This window comes from Nonomuraea sp. NPDC005730 (genome assembly GCF_040630865.1).
Taxonomy (GTDB): Bacteria; Actinomycetota; Actinomycetes; order Streptosporangiales; family Streptosporangiaceae; genus Nonomuraea.
Genome location: NZ_JBEXYK010000058.1, coordinates 53,145 through 69,350, shown reverse-complemented (window position 1 = coordinate 69,350; position 16,206 = coordinate 53,145). Strand labels below are relative to the sequence as shown.

The 16,206-nt window shown below is 68.4% G+C and carries 13 protein-coding genes, 2 tRNA genes, 1 pseudogene and 1 riboswitch; of the genes and pseudogenes, 7 read left to right on the top strand and 9 right to left on the bottom strand.

Annotated features, from left to right (window positions below):
* Positions 1-380 precede the first annotated feature (380 nt).
* From ABZ444_RS40735 to ABZ444_RS40710, 6 genes are all read right to left on the bottom strand, one after another.
* Positions 381-2,945 (bottom strand): valine--tRNA ligase, encoded by a 2,565-nt coding sequence (locus ABZ444_RS40735; protein ID WP_358009144.1) that lies wholly within the window; start codon positions 2,943-2,945, stop codon positions 381-383.
* Between the two features lie 72 nt (positions 2,946-3,017).
* Complete coding sequence (gene clpX / locus ABZ444_RS40730) at positions 3,018-4,301, bottom strand: ATP-dependent Clp protease ATP-binding subunit ClpX (RefSeq protein ID WP_358009142.1); 1,284 nt, start codon at positions 4,299-4,301, stop codon at positions 3,018-3,020.
* Between the two features lie 184 nt (positions 4,302-4,485).
* Positions 4,486-5,109, bottom strand: a complete 624-nt coding sequence (locus tag ABZ444_RS40725) for an ATP-dependent Clp protease proteolytic subunit (RefSeq protein WP_358009140.1) — start codon at positions 5,107-5,109, stop codon at positions 4,486-4,488.
* Positions 5,110-5,120: 11 nt separating this feature from the next.
* Positions 5,121-5,753 carry an ATP-dependent Clp protease proteolytic subunit gene (locus tag ABZ444_RS40720; protein ID WP_352323605.1) on the bottom strand — a complete coding sequence of 211 codons (633 nt, stop codon included), beginning with the start codon at positions 5,751-5,753 and terminating at the stop codon, positions 5,121-5,123.
* Positions 5,754-6,226: 473 nt separating this feature from the next.
* Positions 6,227-7,612 carry a trigger factor gene (gene tig, locus ABZ444_RS40715; RefSeq protein ID WP_358009138.1) on the bottom strand — a complete coding sequence of 462 codons (1,386 nt, stop codon included), beginning with the start codon at positions 7,610-7,612 and terminating at the stop codon, positions 6,227-6,229.
* A 166-nt stretch (positions 7,613-7,778) separates the two neighbouring features.
* Positions 7,779-8,645 (bottom strand): helix-turn-helix transcriptional regulator, encoded by an 867-nt coding sequence (locus tag ABZ444_RS40710; protein ID WP_358009136.1) that lies wholly within the window; start codon positions 8,643-8,645, stop codon positions 7,779-7,781.
* Between the two features lie 232 nt (positions 8,646-8,877).
* Between ABZ444_RS40710 and ABZ444_RS40705 the strand changes: the two genes are divergently transcribed.
* Positions 8,878-9,369 carry an ATP-binding protein gene (locus ABZ444_RS40705; RefSeq protein WP_358009134.1) on the top strand — a complete coding sequence of 164 codons (492 nt, stop codon included), beginning with the start codon at positions 8,878-8,880 and terminating at the stop codon, positions 9,367-9,369.
* Between the two features lie 14 nt (positions 9,370-9,383).
* On the opposite strand, the gene ABZ444_RS40700 is transcribed toward ABZ444_RS40705, so the two are convergent.
* Both ABZ444_RS40700 and ABZ444_RS40695 read right to left on the bottom strand, forming a co-directional pair.
* Positions 9,384-9,884 (bottom strand): DinB family protein, encoded by a 501-nt coding sequence (locus tag ABZ444_RS40700; RefSeq protein WP_358009132.1) that lies wholly within the window; start codon positions 9,882-9,884, stop codon positions 9,384-9,386.
* A gap of 90 nt (positions 9,885-9,974) precedes the next feature.
* Positions 9,975-10,051 (bottom strand) — tRNA-Pro (locus ABZ444_RS40695).
* Between the two features lie 89 nt (positions 10,052-10,140).
* Between ABZ444_RS40695 and ABZ444_RS40690 the strand changes: the two genes are divergently transcribed.
* Positions 10,141-10,211: transfer RNA gene (locus tag ABZ444_RS40690), tRNA-Gly, on the top strand.
* A gap of 79 nt (positions 10,212-10,290) precedes the next feature.
* Entirely contained in the window at positions 10,291-10,920 is a 630-nt protein-coding gene (locus ABZ444_RS40685; protein WP_358009130.1) for a uridine kinase, read from the top strand.
* On the opposite strand, the gene ABZ444_RS40680 is transcribed toward ABZ444_RS40685, so the two are convergent.
* Positions 10,874-11,512, bottom strand: a complete 639-nt coding sequence (locus tag ABZ444_RS40680; RefSeq protein WP_358009128.1) for an HAD family phosphatase — start codon at positions 11,510-11,512, stop codon at positions 10,874-10,876. The genes ABZ444_RS40685 and ABZ444_RS40680 overlap by 47 nt on opposite strands.
* An 86-nt stretch (positions 11,513-11,598) precedes the next feature.
* Between ABZ444_RS40680 and ABZ444_RS40675 the strand changes: the two are divergent.
* The 4 genes and pseudogenes from ABZ444_RS40675 to ABZ444_RS40660 form a co-directional block, all read left to right on the top strand.
* A pseudogene (locus ABZ444_RS40675) lies at positions 11,599-12,918 on the top strand (TrpB-like pyridoxal phosphate-dependent enzyme); the annotation flags it as partial.
* 254 nt (positions 12,919-13,172) lie between these two features.
* Positions 13,173-13,952 (top strand): DeoR/GlpR family DNA-binding transcription regulator, encoded by a 780-nt coding sequence (locus ABZ444_RS40670; protein WP_125636437.1) that lies wholly within the window; start codon positions 13,173-13,175, stop codon positions 13,950-13,952.
* Positions 13,949-15,019, top strand: a complete 1,071-nt coding sequence (galT, locus tag ABZ444_RS40665) for a galactose-1-phosphate uridylyltransferase (protein WP_358009126.1) — start codon at positions 13,949-13,951, stop codon at positions 15,017-15,019. Before ABZ444_RS40670 ends, galT begins: the two co-directional genes overlap by 4 nt.
* Before the next feature lie 68 nt (positions 15,020-15,087).
* A riboswitch (cyclic di-AMP (ydaO/yuaA leader) is annotated at positions 15,088-15,226 on the top strand.
* 5 nt (positions 15,227-15,231) lie between these two features.
* On the top strand, positions 15,232-16,197 hold the full coding sequence (locus ABZ444_RS40660) for a hypothetical protein (RefSeq protein ID WP_358009124.1): 966 nt from the start codon (positions 15,232-15,234) through the stop codon (positions 16,195-16,197).
* Positions 16,198-16,206 lie beyond the last annotated feature (9 nt).

Below are 16,206 nucleotides of genomic sequence, written 5' to 3'. Positions count from 1 at the left end.
TATGCATGTGTTTCATGCACTGGCTTTTAACACACTGTTGAGTTCTCAAGAAACGGACGCGTACTTCCTCACCAGAACCCGTTCCCGGATCCTCGCTCAGAGGCGCTCACATTTCACTTCCTTCAGTCTACCAGACTCGGACGATTCTTGTCAAACCGCCCGATCCGGGAGCTTCCGGACCTGCCCCGTTTCGGAGCAACCCTGCTAACTTACTCTAACTTCCAGCCTTTGTCCAACCGCCAGGTCAGACAGCCCGAAAGTCGGGGTTGATCAGAAGGGGTGTCGGGGCTGATCGGCCCCGCGTTGAAAACTCTAGCAGCCCTGAGGACGTCGAAGGTCCATCTTCGGTAACGAATGGACCTTCCCCGCGTTCGTATGGTCTAAACACCGAGCCCGGACAGCTGTGTCTCAAGGCGCGCGATGTCCGCGGCGGCCTGCTCGGCCCGGCCCCGGACCTTGGCGACCACGTCGTCGGGCGCCTTGGACATGAACTGCTCGTTGCCCAGCTTGCCGGCCGCCTGCGCGGCTTCCTTCCGGGCGGCCGCCAGATCCTTCTCCAGGCGCTTGCGCTCGGCCACGACGTCGATGGCGCCCGCGGTGTCGATCTCCACGGTCACCGCGCCCACGCTGAAGCGTGCTGTGGCGTTGAACGTCTCGGCCGGCTCCGTCAGTCGCAGCAACGCGCGGATCGCCCTCTCCTGGGCCTCCAGCGGCGTGCCGGACAACCCCAGACGGGCGGCCACCTTCTGGCCGGGCTTGAGCCCCTGGTCGGAACGGAACCTGCGGACCTCGGTGACGAGCTCCTGCAGAGCGTCGATCTCGGCCTCGGCCGCCGGATCCGCGTAGCGGGCGTCGGTCTGCGGCCAGGGGGCCACGACGATCGACTCGCCACCCGTCACCGCCCGCCACAACTCCTCGGTGACGAACGGCACCAGCGGATGCATCAACCGCAGCAGCGCGTCGAGCACGTGCCCGAGCACGAGCCGGGTGTGTTCGAGCCCCTCCCCGAGCTGGATCTTGGCCAGCTCCAGGTACCAGTCGCAGACCTCGTCCCAGGCGAAGTGGTAGAGCAGGTCGGAGGCCTTGGCGAACTCGTACTCGTCGAAGGCCGCGTCGGCGGCGCTCACCACGGTCTGCAGGCGCGAGAGGATCCAGCGGTCGGCCGCGGTGAGGTCGAGCCCGTCGAGCGAGCCCACCGCCGCGCCGTTCATCAGCGCGAACCTGGTGGCGTTCCAGATCTTGTTGCAGAAGTTGCGCGAGCCGGCCGCCCATTCCTCGCTCACCGCCACGTCGGCGCCGGGGTTGGCGCCGCGCAGCAGCGTGAAGCGGGTGGCGTCGGCACCGAAACGCTCAACCCAGTCGAGCGGGTCGACCACGTTGCCGAACGACTTCGACATCTTCTTGCCGTACTGGTCGCGGACCATGCCGTGCAGGGCGACGGTCTGGAACGGCGGGCGGCCGTCCATGGCGTAGAGGCCGAACATCATCATCCTGGCCACCCAGAAGAACAGGATGTCGTAGCCGGTGACGAGCACGGAGGTCGGATAGAACTTCTCCAGCTCCGGGGTGGAGTCGGGCCAGCCGAGCGTGGAGAACGGCCACAGTCCGGAGGAGAACCAGGTGTCGAGGACGTCGGAGTCCTGGGTGTAGCCGGCCGGCGGCTCCTCGTCGGGACCGACGCAGACGACCTCGCCGCCCGGGCCGTACCAGACCGGGATGCGGTGGCCCCACCACAGCTGGCGGGAGATGCACCAGTCGTGCATGTCGTCGACCCAGTCGAAGTAGCGCTTGGCCAGCTCCGGCGGGTGGATGCGGGTACGGCCGTCGCGCACGGCGTCGCCGGCGGCCTTGGCCAGCGGCGAGACGTTGACGAACCACTGCAGCGACAGCCGCGGCTCCACCACGGTCTTGCAGCGCGAGCAGTGGCCCACCGAGTGCAGGTAGGGGCGCTTCTCGGCGACGATGCGGCCCTCGGCGCGCAGCGCGGCGACCACGGCCGGGCGCGCCTCGAAGCGGTCGAGCCCCAGGAAGGGGCCGTGGGCGGTGATGACACCGCGTTCGTCCATGACGGTGAGGGACGGCAGCGAATGGCGGCGGCCGATCTCGAAGTCGTTGGGGTCGTGGGCCGGGGTGACCTTGACCGCGCCGGTGCCGAAGGCGGGATCGACGTGCTCGTCGGCGACCACGGGAATCATGCGGCCGGTCAGCGGCACCTCGACCATCGTGCCGATCAGGTGGGCGTAGCGCTCGTCGGAGGGATGGACGGCCACGGCGGTGTCGCCGAGCATGGTCTCGGCGCGGGTGGTGGCCACGACGATCTCGTCGGAGTAGCGGATCGAGACCAGCTCGCCCTCGTCCTCGCTGTGCTCGACCTCGATGTCGGACAGCGCGGTCAGGCAGCGCGGGCACCAGTTGATGATGCGCTCGGCGTGGTAGATGAGCCCGTCGTCGAAGAGCTTCTTGAAGATGGTCTGGACGGCCCGCGACAGCCCGGGGTCCATGGTGAAGCGCTCGCGCTCCCAGTCGACGCCGTCGCCGAGCTTGCGCATCTGGCCGAGGATCCTGCCGCCGGACTCCTCCTTCCACTCCCACACGCGCTCGACGAACGCCTCGCGGCCCAGGTCGTGGCGGGACAGGCCCTGCTTGGCCAGCTCGCGCTCCACGACGTTCTGGGTGGCGATGCCGGCGTGGTCCATGCCGGGCAGCCACAACGTCTCGCGGCCCTGCATGCGGGCGCGGCGGGTCAGCGCGTCTTGGACGGAATGGTCGAGCGCGTGGCCGATGTGCAGGACGCCCGTCACGTTGGGCGGAGGGAGGACGATGCTGTACGGCACGCGCGAGCTGCCCGGGTCGGCGTGGAAGTAGCCTTCGGACACCCAGCGCTCGTAGCTACGGGTCTCGACGTCGGCCGGCGTGTATTGGGTGGGCAGCTCTTGCGTGGTCACAGTGACCAATTCTAGGGAGCCGGACAAGCGAAACGCCCCCGGGTTGAATCCCGGGGGCGTTTCCGAAGACGGTCAGGCCGACTTCTCGCGCGGCGTGCGCTGCTGCTTGGCGACGAGCTGGTCGCGCGGGACGAGCGTCGGGATCGCGTGTTCCAGCACCGACTCGCGGGTGATGACCACGCGGGCGACGTCCTGGCGGGAGGGCACCTCGTACATGACGGACTGGAGCACCTCCTCCAGAATCGCGCGCAACCCGCGGGCGCCGGTGCCGCGCAGGATGGCCTGGTCGGCGATGGCCTCCAGGGCGCCGTCGGTGAACTCCAGCTCCACGCCGTCGAGCTCCAGCAGCTTGCGGTACTGCTTGACCAGCGCGTTGCGGGGCTCGGTGAGGATCTGGATGAGGGCCTCGCGGTCGAGGTTGTGGACCGAGGTGATGACCGGCAGGCGGCCGACGAACTCGGGGATCATGCCGAACTTCAGCAGGTCTTCGGGCATCACGTCGCCGAAGATGTCGGCCGTGTCGACCTCTTCCTTCGAGCGGATGATGGCGTTGAAGCCGATGCCCTTCTTGCCGATGCGCGACTCGATGATCTTCTCGAGGCCGGCGAAGGCTCCACCGCAGATGAACAGCACGTTGGTGGTGTCGATCTGGATGAACTCCTGGTGCGGGTGCTTGCGCCCGCCCTGCGGCGGCACCGAGGCCGTCGTGCCTTCGAGGATCTTCAGCAGCGCCTGCTGCACGCCCTCGCCGGAGACGTCGCGGGTGATCGACGGGTTTTCGCTCTTGCGGGCGATCTTGTCGACCTCGTCGATGTAGATGATGCCCGTCTCGGCCTTCTTGACGTCGTAGTCGGCGGCCTGGATGAGCTTGAGCAGGATGTTCTCGACATCCTCGCCGACGTACCCGGCCTCGGTGAGGGCCGTCGCGTCGGCGATGGCGAAGGGCACGTTGAGCATCTTCGCCAGAGTCTGTGCGAGGAGAGTCTTTCCCGACCCGGTCGGCCCGAGCAGCAAGATGTTGCTCTTGGCCAGCTCAAGGCCGTCGTCTCTGCCCCGGTCGCCGGACTGCACCCGCTTGTAGTGGTTGTAGACCGCCACCGAGAGCGCCTTCTTCGCCTTGTCCTGTCCGATGACGTAGGCGTCGAGGAACTCGTAGATTTCCCTCGGCTTGGGCAGGTTGTCCCACTTGAGCTCGGAGGACTCGGAGAGCTCCTCCTCGATGATCTCGTTGCAGAGATCGATGCACTCATCGCAGATGTAGACGCCTGGACCGGCAATGAGCTTTTTGACTTGCTTCTGACTCTTCCCGCAGAAAGAGCACTTCAGCAGGTCTCCCCCGTCGCCGATGCGTGCCACCCCAGATACTCCTTTGCGTGGGACCGCCCTGCTCACGCGAGCAGTGTCTCCGGACATCCTCCGGACTAGGCCGAACCGCTCAGGTTTCGACGTTACCGTCTTCTGGGCCCTCAGTGAGCCCCCTAGCGGCGAGTCGCACCGGAACGTGCCCAATTGGGCAGCGCTCCGGTGCGTCACATCTCAACTAGGAAGCAACGGCCTGAGCTCGTTTCTTCCTGGTCGGGATGATGTCGTCGATCAGACCATACGCCTTTGCCTCGTCCGCGTTGAGAATTTTGTCGCGTTCGATGTCCTTGCGGACGTCGGCGGAGGCCTTGCCCGTGTGCTTCGCCACGATGTCCTCGAGGAGGGATCGCATGCGGAGGATCTCGCGGGCCTGGATCTCGATGTCGCTTCCCTGGCCACCGCCCTCGGTGGAGGGCTGGTGGATCAGCACCCGGGCGTTGGGCAGCGCGAAGCGCTTGCCCGGGGTGCCGCCGGCCAGCAGCACGGCCGCGGCGGACGCGGCCTGGCCGAGGCAGACGGTCTGGATCTCCGGCCGGACGAACTGCATCGTGTCGTAGATCGCCGTCATGGCCGTGAACGAGCCGCCGGGCGAGTTGATGTAGATGCTGATGTCACGGTCGGGGTCGAGCGACTCCAGCGTCAGCAGCTGGGCCATCACGTCGTTGGCCGACGCGTCGTCGATCTGCACTCCGAGGAAGATGATGCGGTCCTCGAAGAGCTTGTTGTACGGGTTCATCTCCTTCACGCCGTAGGACGTGCGCTCGACGAAGGAGGGGAGAACGTAACGGCTCTGGATGTTCATGTCAGCTCCCCCTAGGAGACCGGGCCCACGGAGGGCACCTGCCGCGCGCTGCGCACCACGTGATCGATGAAGCCGTAGTCCTTCGCCTCCTCGGCCGTGAACCAGCGGTCACGGTCGGAGTCGGACTCGATCTGGTCCAGCGGCTGCCCGGTGTGGAAGGCGATCCGCTCGGCGAGCGTCTTCTTCACGTAGAGCATCTGCTCCGCCTGGATGGCGATGTCGGCCGCGGTGCCGCCGATGCCGCCGGACGGCTGGTGCATCATGACGCGGGCGTGCGGCAGGCCGTAGCGCTTGCCGCGGGCGCCGGCGGTGAGCAGGAACTGCCCCATGGAGGCGGCCATGCCCATCACCACCGTGGACACGTCGTTAGGCACATATTCCATCATGTCGTAAATCGCCATACCGGCACTCACCGAGCCCCCCGGCGAGTTGATGTACAGCGTGATGTCGCGCTCGGGGTCGTCGGCCGCGAGCAGCAACAGCTCGGCGCAGATCCGGTTGGCGATCTCGTCATTGACCTCCTGACCGAGCACGATGATGCGCTCACGCAGCAGGCGCTGGTAAAGCTGGTCCTCAAGCCGGAAGGACGAGCCGTTCTCACGGCCTCGCGACTCAGGCTGATAGAAGGTCGGCGGGCTGGTCACAGCGTCACCTTCCGATGCGTCGTAAGTGATTGGCTTTGCTTGTGACCTTAACGCGCGACGCCCACAGGTCATGCCCGGTCCCCCGTACTGTTCGCTGACGGCGCAGGTCTGGGTGACCGGTCTTCTGTCAGCCTACGCCGTTCCTCCACGTCCAGCTCGTGGTCCGGCTCTGTGGGCGTTTCGGCATGGATGGCTCCGTGCCGGTGGGGCTCTTGGAGCTTGTGGGGTCGCGTACCGGTGGACGCCCCCCGGTGGCGGGGACGCGGTCGCGCGGGCGGTGGCGGTGAGGGGCTGTCAAGCCTTCGGAGGGCGGCCCCCGCACCCGAGGGACGGACCGCGCCCCGCGGGATCGTCAGGAGCCTTCTGGGCGCGCACACGCGCTCGGTCGCGCTCGCGGACGCGCATGGCGCGCCGCCGAGGCCGGAGAACGACGAAGCCCCCGGACCCATGGGGTCCGGGGGCTTCGAGGAAGGTCAGGCTTCGGCCTTCTCCTCGGACTCGGCGGCCTCGTCGGCCTCGTCCTCGACCGGGGCGCCGTTGATCTCGGCGTAGATGGCCTTGAGGTCGACCTCGTTGCCCTCGCCGTCGACGACCTTGGCGGCGTCGCCCAGGACGGACTTGGCCTTGTCGCGGACGATCTCGACCATGGCCAGCGTGAGCTGGTCGTTGTCGGCCAGGTGCTTGGCCAGCTCGTTGGGCTGGACGCCCATCTCCATGGCGCGGCGCACCACGAAGTTGGTCAGCTCCTGCTCGTTGACGCCCAGCTCCTCGGCCTTGACGATCTTGTCGAGCACGAAGCCGACCTTGAGCGCCTTGGCGGAGTTGCTGTCGAACTCGGCGAAACGCTCCTCCTCCGTCGTCTGGTAGAGACGGAAGAAGGCGTCGCGGCTGAGGCCGCTCTCGGCGATCTGGTGGTCGAGGTTGTGCTTGCGTGCGTCGACCTCGGCCTTGAGCGCGCTCTCGGGCAGCGGGATGTCGATCTTCTCGAGCAGCGCGTCGAGGGCCTTCTCGCGGGCCTGGACTACCTGGTCGATGAGCTTGTTGCGGCGGGCCTGCTCGCGGATGCTGGCCTTGAGCTCGTCGAGCGTGTCGAACTCGCTGGCGAGCTGGGCGAACTCGTCGTCGAGCTCGGGCAGGACCTTCTCCTTGACCGACTTGACGCTGATGATCACGTCGGCCTCCTCGCCGGCGTTCTCGCCGCCGACGAGCTCGGTCTTGAAGCTCTTCTCCTCGCCCGCGGACATGCCCGCGAGGGCGTCGTCGAGGCCCTGGAGCACCGAGCCGGCGCCGACCTCGTAGGAGACCTCGCTGGCCTGCTGCTCCTCGATGTTCTCGCCGTTGATCTCGGCGCGCAGGTCCATCACCACGAAGTCGCCGTTGGCGGCCGCGCGCTCGACGCCGGTCAGCGTCGCGAAGCGCTGGCGCAGCGAGTCGAGCTGCGTGTCGACGTCTTCGTCGGAGACCTCGGCGGAGTCGACGGTGACCTCGGCGCCCTGGTAGTCGGGCACCTCGAAGTTGGGCCGGATGTCGACCTCGGCGGTGAACTCGATCTGCTCACCGTCGTCGATCTTCGTGACCTCGATGTCGGGCTGGCTCACCGGGAACACGTCGACCTCGTCGACGGCCTGGCCGTAGAGCTTGGGCACCGCGTCGTTGAGGGTCTCCTCCAGCACTACCGCCCGGCCGAAGCGCTGCTCGATGATGCGGGCCGGAACCTTGCCAGGCCGGAACCCGGGGACGCGCACCTGCTGCGCGACCTTCTTGTACGCCGCATCCATGCTCGGGCGCAGCTCTTCGAACGGCACCTCGACGGTGAGCTTGACCCGGGTCGGGCTGAGCTCCTCGACAGCGGTCTTCACGGAATGGTCTCCTTGATCAAGCTACGAGTGATCGCGGGCGCGTCCATTCGGTACGGCTCACGCGCCGCGCCCACATGAGCGGCGTTGGGCATGCTCCGCCACGGCGGGATCCAACGCCGATGGCCAGTCTAGGGCAGATGCGTACCGAACAACGACGCCGTCGCCGTCAGAACTCCTCGGCGATCGTCCGCAGCAGATCGATCGTCTCATCAGGAGTGGTGCTCACGGCGCACAGCCGCTCCATGACCTCTGTGTATCGGTCCACGTCCTCACGCTTGTCCAGGTACAGGGCGCTGGCCAGTTGCTCGACGTAGACGACGTCGGGCAGGTCGCGGTCGGGGAAGCGCAGGATGCTGAAGGCGCCGCCCTCGGCGCTGTGGCCGCCGAAGCTGAACGGCATGATCTGGATGGTGATGCTGGGCTGCCGCATGAGGTCGATGAGGTGTTCGAGCTGGGCGCGCATGACCTCGACGCCGCCGATGGGCCGGCGCAGCGCCGCCTCGTCGATCACGGCCCAGAAGACGGGGCCGTCCGGCCGGTCGAAGATGCGCTGGCGTTCGAGCCTGAGGTCGACCCTCCTGGCGATCTCCTCCGGCGCGATGCCCGCCGCACCGGCGGTGACGACCGCCCTGGCGTACTCCTTGGTCTGCAGCAGTCCAGGCACGAACTGGACCTCGTAGGTCCTGATCCGGGCGGCGGCCTCCTCAAGGCCGACGTACGCCTGGAACCACGTGGGCAGGACGTCGTTGAACCGGTGCCACCAGCCGGGTTCGTTCGCGGTGGAGACCAGGTCGAGGACGGCGGCTCGCGCCTGCGGGTCCACGACGCCGTACAGGGTCAGCAGGTCGGAGACGTCACGTTCCTTGAACCCCACCCGGCCCAGTTCCATGCGGCTGATCTTGGATTCGGAGCCCCTGATGAGGTGGCCCGCCTCCTCGCGGGTGACGTTCTTCGCCTCCCTGAGCTTTCGCAGCTGGGAGCCCAGGAGGATGCGCAGCGCCGTCGGCCCGGAACCCGGCTGGTTCTGCGTCACTTTGCCTCCTATCAAGGTCCGCACACACAGTGACACCACATTGCCGGGTATGACAAGGTCTCAACCTCGTGTCCGATTAGGAGAGATTTGCCCCAAAAGGCGCATGCTGTTGCACATTGCAGCTGCACGTGCATTTGGGTCTTGCAGCCGCCGCGTTCGTGACCCATGATGGCTTAGTGCATTGTGGGCCAAACATGCACTAAACCGAGGGCTACGGGGAGGTATCGGCGGCATGGTGGAGGATCCTCTGGCCACTGCCGATTGCCTGCAGATCACCCGTGAGGTGGGCTTCGACCACCTGCTCAAGGGCGGGAAGCCGAACATGACCGCGTGCCCCCTGCCCTTCCAGGCCGACTCGGTGAAGACCGCCAGGGACGTCACCCGCTCCACGCTGCGGGGATGGGGCCTGCACGAGCTGAGCGACGACGCCGCGCTCGTGGTGTCCGAGCTGGTGACGAACGCCGTCAGGTACGCGATGTACGCGGCCGGCCGGCGCGAGATCGAGCTCCTGCTGATGCGCGTGTCGCCGCACGTGCTGCTGGCGGTGGCGGACCCGAGCGACGAGGTGCCGCGCCGCAAGGAGCCGGACTTCATCTCCGAGAACGGACGCGGCCTCTACATCGTCGAGACCTACAGCCAGTGCTGGGGCTGGGACCCGCTCGACCGCGGTGGCAAGGCCGTGTGGGCGTTGTTCCGCGCCGAAGAGGGCGCCGAACAGGGCTGAGCCCCCGCCTGCCGCTACTCGCCGGTGACGCCGTCGATGCGCTCGCGCAGCAGGTCGGCGTGGCCGTTGTGGCGCGCGTACTCCTCGATCATGTGGACGAGGATCCAGCGATGGGTGCAGTCCTGGCCGTTCCGGTCGCCCACGGCGTCGAGGGGCTTGGCGGCCGAGATGGCGCGGGCGCGCTCGATCTCGTCCTGCCAGGTGGCGAACGCCTCCTCCACCGAGGCATCGTCCACGTCGTTGAAGTCGGCGTCGTTGTCGACGTCCTTGTTCCAGAGGCGGGGGATGTCCTCGCCGTTCAGCACGCGGCGGAACCAGACGCGCTCCACGTGCGCCAGGTGCCGGACCAGGCCGAGCAGCGACATGCTGGACGGCTCGGCGGAGCGCAGCCTGAGCTGCTCGTCGGTCAGGCCGGCGCATTTGACGGCCAACGTGCCGCGATGCCATTCGAGCCAGTTGTCGAGCATGGCCCGTTCGTCGCCGGCGAAGGGTGGGGGTACACGATTGTCTGTCACGCCTCGACCTTAGTGGGCAGTTCGTCCGGCTTCGGCGTGCGTCCTGGAAAGGCAAGAGGCCCCCTCCGTGTCGGAGGGGGCCCGCTGACCTGGTCGGGGCGACAGGATTTGAACCTGCGACTTCTTGCTCCCAAAGCAAGCGCGCTGCCAAGCTGCGCCACGCCCCGCCTCGCCGGGTGCGCATGCGCTCCGCTACTCCGGTACGCTTACGCCCTGACGACCGGATGAAGTCTAGACCAGAGTTCGACCGGTTCGCGCGGACGTAGCTCAATGGTAGAGCCCTAGTCTTCCAAACTAGCTACGCGGGTTCGATTCCCGTCGTCCGCTCTCGTAGGCGAAAGGCCAGGTCATCCCCGGTTCGGGGGGCCTGGCCTTTTGTGATCTTCGGGGGCGTAGGCTGGCGTCGATGCGTGCACGTCCGATCTCCCGGGAGGCGCTCGTCGAGGAGCTGGCCGAGCTCGTCGCCGCGCGGCCCAGGGACGCCTGGGTGCGGGTGGCGGTCGACGGGGCGCCCGCGGCGGGGCCCGGCGCGCTGGCCGACGAGCTGGTCGCGCCCCTGCGGTTGCGCGGGCGGCCCGTGTTGCGGGTGTCGGCGGGCGACTTCCTGCGGCCGGCCTCGCTCCGGCTGGAGCACGGCCGGACCGATCCCGACGTCTTCTACGAGGACTGGCTCGACGTCAAGGCCCTGCTGCGCGAGGTGCTCGAACCGCTGGAGCCGGGCGGCTCGGGGCAGGTGCTGCCGGCGTTGTGGGACAGCGGGATCGATCGCGCGTACCGGCTGCCGTACCGGGAGCTGGCGCCGGGCGGGGTGGTGCTCGTGGACGGGACGCTGCTGCTGGGGCGGGGGCTGCCGTTCGAGGTGAGCGTGCACGTGTGGCTGTCGGCGGGGGCGCTGGCGCGGCGCACCCCGCAGGACGAGCGGTGGCGGCTACCGGCCTACGAGCGGTACGAACGGGAGGCGCGCCCGCAGCGGGCCGCCGACGTGGTGGTCAGGGCCGACCATCCGGACCGGCCGGCGGTGCTGACGGACGGCTGAGCCCGAGCAGCGCGTCCAGCTCGGCGACGGTCTGGGCGTTCGAGGTGAAGCGCACGGCGTGCAGGCCGGCCGCGCGGGCGCCCTCGACGTACGGCTCGTGGTCGTCGAGGAACACCGTGGCGGCAGGGTCGGCGCCGAGGGCGTCGCAGACCATCAGGTAGATGCGCGGGTCCGGTTTGCGCACGCCCGCCTCGTGCGAGTAGACGATGTGGTCCACCAGGCCGGCATAGCCGTACGCGGCCTGTTCGCGTTCCCTGGCGCCGACGAAGCTGTTGCTCACCAGGCCCGTGCGGTAGCGCGGACGAAGGGCGCCCAGGTACGCCATGAGCTCGGTGTTGGGGGTGCCGAGGTACTCCGTCCAGACGTCGGCCATGAACGCCCCGGCGTGCGCGCCGAGCAGCTCGGCCACCTCGGCGCCGGCCTGCTCCTCCGTCACCTCTCCGACCGCCCCGGCCAGCCAGGTCGGCTCCAGGTGGGCGTCGATGTGACCAGCGGGCAGGCCGAGCCTGTCCTCCCATCTGGCCGTCACGCCCAGGGACGGCGTCAGCTCCAGCACTCCGCCGATGTCGAACACGACCGCATCGATTTTCATATGCTCCTCCTGTGAACTGTTTCAACCAAGGTAAAGAAGGAACGTGTCCGCGTCCATACCCTTGACGGCTCACAAGGGCGGCTCAAACTGAAACGGTGATCCCTGGCAACTGGTACAACATCGTTCCCGATCTTCCCGTGCCGCCTCCGCCGCCCCTGCACCCCGGCACCCGCCGTCCCGTCGGGCCGGACGACCTCGCGCCGCTGTTCCCCATGGAGCTCATCGCGCAGGAGGTCAGCGGCGACCGCTATGTGCCCATCCCCAAGGAGGTCATCGACGTCTACCGGCTGTGGCGGCCCACGCCACTGATCAGGGCGCACCGGCTGGAGAAGGCACTCGACACACCGGCCCGCATCTACTACAAGTACGAGGGCGTCTCACCGGCCGGGTCGCACAAGGCGAACACCGCGGTGCCGCAGGCGTACTACAACGCCAAGGAAGGCGTGCGGCTGCTGACCACGGAGACCGGCGCGGGACAGTGGGGGTCGGCCCTGGCGTTCGCCTGCGCCCAGTTCGACATCGAATGCCGAATCTGGATGGTTCGCGCCTCCTACGACCAGAAGCCGTACCGGCGCTCGCTCATGCGCGTGTACGGCGCCACCGTCCACCCCAGCCCCTCCCCTCTCACCGGCGCGGGCAGCAAGGCGCTGGCCGACGACCCCACCTCCCCCGGCAGCCTGGGGCTGGCGATCAGCGAGGCGGTCGAGGTGGCCGCCGCGAACCCCGAGGCCCGGTACGCGCTCGGCTCGGTGCTCAACCACGTCCTGATGCACCAGACGGTGATCGGTGAGGAGGCTCTGGCGCAGCTGCCCGAGCTGCCGGACCTGGTCATCGGCTGCACCGGCGGCGGCTCCAACTTCGCCGGCCTCGCCTTCCCCTTCCTGCGGGAGAAGCTGGCCGGACGGATCGGCACTCGGTTCAGGGCCGTCGAGCCGGCCGCCTGCCCGTCGTTCACCCGCGGCGTGTACGCCTACGACTTCGGCGACACCGCCGGGCTGACGCCGCTGCTCAAGATGCACACCCTCGGGCATTCCTTCGTCCCCGACCCGATCCACGCCGGCGGGCTGCGCTATCACGGCATGGCGCCGCTGCTGTCCCACATGTACGAGCTGGGGCTGTTCGAGGCGGTGACCCGTACCCAGAGCGAGTGCTTCGAGGCGGGCGTGCGCTTCGCGCGCACCGAGGGCATCGTCCCGGCACCCGAGCCCACGCACGCGCTGGCCGAGACCATCGCCGAGGCGCTGCGCTGCAAGGAGAGCGGCGAGGAGAAGGTGATCCTCACCGCGCTGTGCGGGCACGGCCACTTCGACCTGACCGCCTACGACCGCCACCTGGCCGGCGAACTGGAGGACTACACGCTTCCGCAGGAACGCCTCGACCAGGCGCTCACCGAGCTGCCCGGCTGAGATGACAACGGGTGGCCGCGGGATCGCGGCCACCCGTGTTCAGTTCGCGTTCGGGCGCTTCCCGTGGTTCGCCTTCTTCTTCTTGCGCCCCCTGCCCTTGCGTGCACGTTTCGCCATGGGCTCACCTCCGACGGTCGGGATCGTGACCTACAAGGTCTCCCCTGCCCGCGCGTCGCACAAGCGATACGCCGTGACCTAACATTCCTCAACAAACTCGTGTCATAATTTGGTGGAATCTGTTGGAAGGGGTGGGCGTGCTCGCACAGCAGCGTCAGCAGACGATCCTGGAACGCGTGCGCAGCAGCGGCGGCGTCCGGGTGGCCGACCTCGTGCGCGAGCTCGGCGTCTCCGACATGACGATACGCCGCGACCTTGAGGTGCTGGCCGAGCGCGGGCTGCTGGAGAAGGTCCACGGCGGCGCGACGGCCCTCGGCCCAGGCTCGACCGAGGAGCCGGGCTTCACCGCCAAGTCCGCCCGCCAGCAGCAGGAGAAGGAGGCCATCGCGCGGCACGCGGCCACCCTCGTCCGTCCGGGCACCGCCGTGGCGCTCTCCGCCGGCACCACCACGTGGGCGCTGGCCCACCACCTGGTCGCGGTGCCCGAGCTGACCGTGATCACCAACTCGATCCCCGTCGCCGAGGTCTTCCACCGCAACCCGCGCGCCGACCGCACGGTCGTGCTGACCGGCGGCGTGCGCACGCCCTCCGACGCGCTGGTCGGCCCCGTGGCGGTGGCGGCGATCCGCCGCCTGCACGTGGACACGCTCTTCCTCGGGGTGCACGGCATGAGCCTGCGCGCCGGGTTCACCACGCCCAACCTGCTGGAGTCCGAGACCGACAGGGAGCTGGTGGCCGCGGCGCACCGGCTGGTGGTCCCCGCCGACCACACCAAATGGAACACGGTCGGCATCAGCACGATCGCCGAGCTGACCGAGGCCGACGTGGTCATCAGCGACGCGGGGCTGCCCGAGGAAGCACGCACCGAGCTGGCCGAACGGGCCGGAGAACTGATCATCGCGGAGGGCACGCCTTGAAGCGCACCATCACCCACCTGGCAGACGGCCGAGAGCTGATCTACTTCGACCGGCGCGACGACGCCGACCGGAGCGCGATCGACCGGCGGCCGCTCGACCCGCGGCCGGTGGCCTCCGAGCTGCGCTACGACCCGCTGACCGAGGAGTGGATCGCGATCGCCGGCCACCGGCAGACGCGGACGTTCCTGCCGCCGGCCGACGAGTGCCCGTTGTGCCCGTCGTCCGACACGCGGGCGTCGGAGATCCCGGCTCACGACTATGACGTGGTGGTGTTCGAGAACCGCTTCCCCTCTTTTTCCGGAAATTTTGGGACTTATGGGGATGTCGGTGGCCTGAGTGAGGTGCGGCCGGGTGTCGGGCGGTGTGAGGTGGTCTGCTTCACCTCCGACCACTCCTCCTCCTTCTCGAGGCTCTCCAACGCCCAGGTCAGGCTGGTCATGGAGGCGTGGGCCGACCGTACGGCCGAGCTGTCCGGCATCGAGGGTGTCGAGCAGGTGTTCTGCTTCGAGAACAGGGGTGAGGAGATCGGCATCACGCTCCCCCACCCGCACGGGCAGATCTACGCCTACCCCTACGTGACCCCGCGCACCAAGCTCCAGCTCGGGGCCGCCTCGCGGCACACGGGCGGCAACCTGTTCGCCGACGTGCTGGCCGCCGAGCGGGCCGCCGGCACCCGGGTGGTGGCCGCCAACGAGCTCTGGACGGCGTTCGTGCCGGCCGCCGCGCGCTGGCCGTTCGAGGTGCACGTGTATCCGCACCGGCAGGTGCCCGACCTGGCGGCGCTGTCGGAGGAGGAGCAGGCCGCGTTCGCACCGCTGTACACCTCGGTGCTGCGGGCGCTCGACGCGCTGTTCGGGGTGGCGATGCCGTACATCTCGGCCTGGCACCAGGCGCCGGTGCGGTACGGCCGCGAGCTGGCCTACCTGCACCTGGAGCTGTTCAGCATCAGGCGGGCGCCCGGGAAGCTGAAGTACCTGGCGGGCTCGGAGTCGGCCATGGGCGCCTTCGTCAACGACGTGCTGCCGGAGGAGGCGGCACGCATGTTGCGATCACGGATTGATCACTAATTGGTTTCTCATTAAAGTCGCATGACTCGTGATCTACCACTAATATCCCGTTAGACATCGGCCATAACGGTCGTTGTACGCCTAATCCCGGGCGTGTTGCCCGGGAGCCGGGGACCCATCGCATCCGGGGTGAATCCGCGCAAGTGGTAGGGACTGCTCCCGTGCCCGAACCCGTCAGCTAACCCGGCCGGCAGAGGGAGAGGAACAACCACGTGGCGGCTTCGTCCCCCGCGAGTCTTGCCGTCGGTCTCATCACCGCCACCGCCCTGCTCGTCCATCCGGCCGCCGCCTCAGCCGCCGTGTCGGCCGCGCCCAAGCCGTCGGAGGCGCAACTGCGGGCCCAGCTCAAGCAGCTCAACCGCAAGGTCGACAAGCTCATCGAGACGTACAACCTCAAGCGGGTCGAGCTGGCCAAGGCCCAGCAGGCCGCCACCGCGGCCCAGCAGCGGCTCACCGCCGCCGAGCAGGCGGTGGCCACGGCCGAGCAGCGGGTCGCCGAGATCGCCCGGCTGCGCTACCAGAACGGCGACACCTCCCTGCCGGCGTTCATGATGACCCCGGACGGCGGCGGCGCGGCCGTGCTCGAACAGCTCACCGCCGAGCAGCAGGCGGTCGTCGACAGCGTGGCCAAGGCCCGCGACGACCAGAAGAAGGCCGCCACGGCCGCCGCCGCGCTCGCGACGGAGCTCAAGGCGGGCACGGCCGAGGTGGCCGAGCAGCGCGACGACGCCCAGGACGTCATCGACGACATCAAGAAGAAGCTCCAGGACCTCGTCCCGTTCGGGCCGGGCAAGAAGTCCGACGGGAGCTGGGCGCCCGAACTGCCGTCCGGCTCGGACAACATCACGCCGCGCACCCAGCTGATGCGGGCGCAGGTGCGGAAGAACTTCTCGCTGCCGTACGAGGTGGGCTGCTTCCGGTCCGGCTCCAGCGGCGAGCACCCGCTCGGCCGGGCCTGCGACTTCATGATGAGCACGGGCGGCACCATGCCGAGCGCCGTCAACAACGCCCTCGGCGACCGCCTGGCCGACTGGGCGCTGAAGAACAAGGCCAAGCTGGGCGTCAAGTACGTGATCTGGAAGCAGCGCATCAACCAGGGCTCGGGCTGGCGCTCGATGTCCGACCGCGGCAGCATCACCGAGAACCACTACGACCACGTGCACATCTCGATGAACTAGCCGGGTCCG

Bases quoted from the DNA above. Each gene is read 5' to 3' on its own strand.
- ABZ444_RS40685 (WP_358009130.1), top strand. From the start codon at position 10,291: ATGCGTGCACGTCCGATCTCCCGGGAGGCGCTCGTCGAGGAGCTGGCC.
- ABZ444_RS40680 (WP_358009128.1), bottom strand. From the start codon at position 11,512: ATGAAAATCGATGCGGTCGTGTTCGACATCGGCGGAGTGCTGGAGCTG.
- ABZ444_RS40705 (WP_358009134.1), top strand. From the start codon at position 8,878: ATGGTGGAGGATCCTCTGGCCACTGCCGATTGCCTGCAGATCACCCGT.
- ABZ444_RS40725 (WP_358009140.1), bottom strand. From the start codon at position 5,109: ATGAACATCCAGAGCCGTTACGTTCTCCCCTCCTTCGTCGAGCGCACG.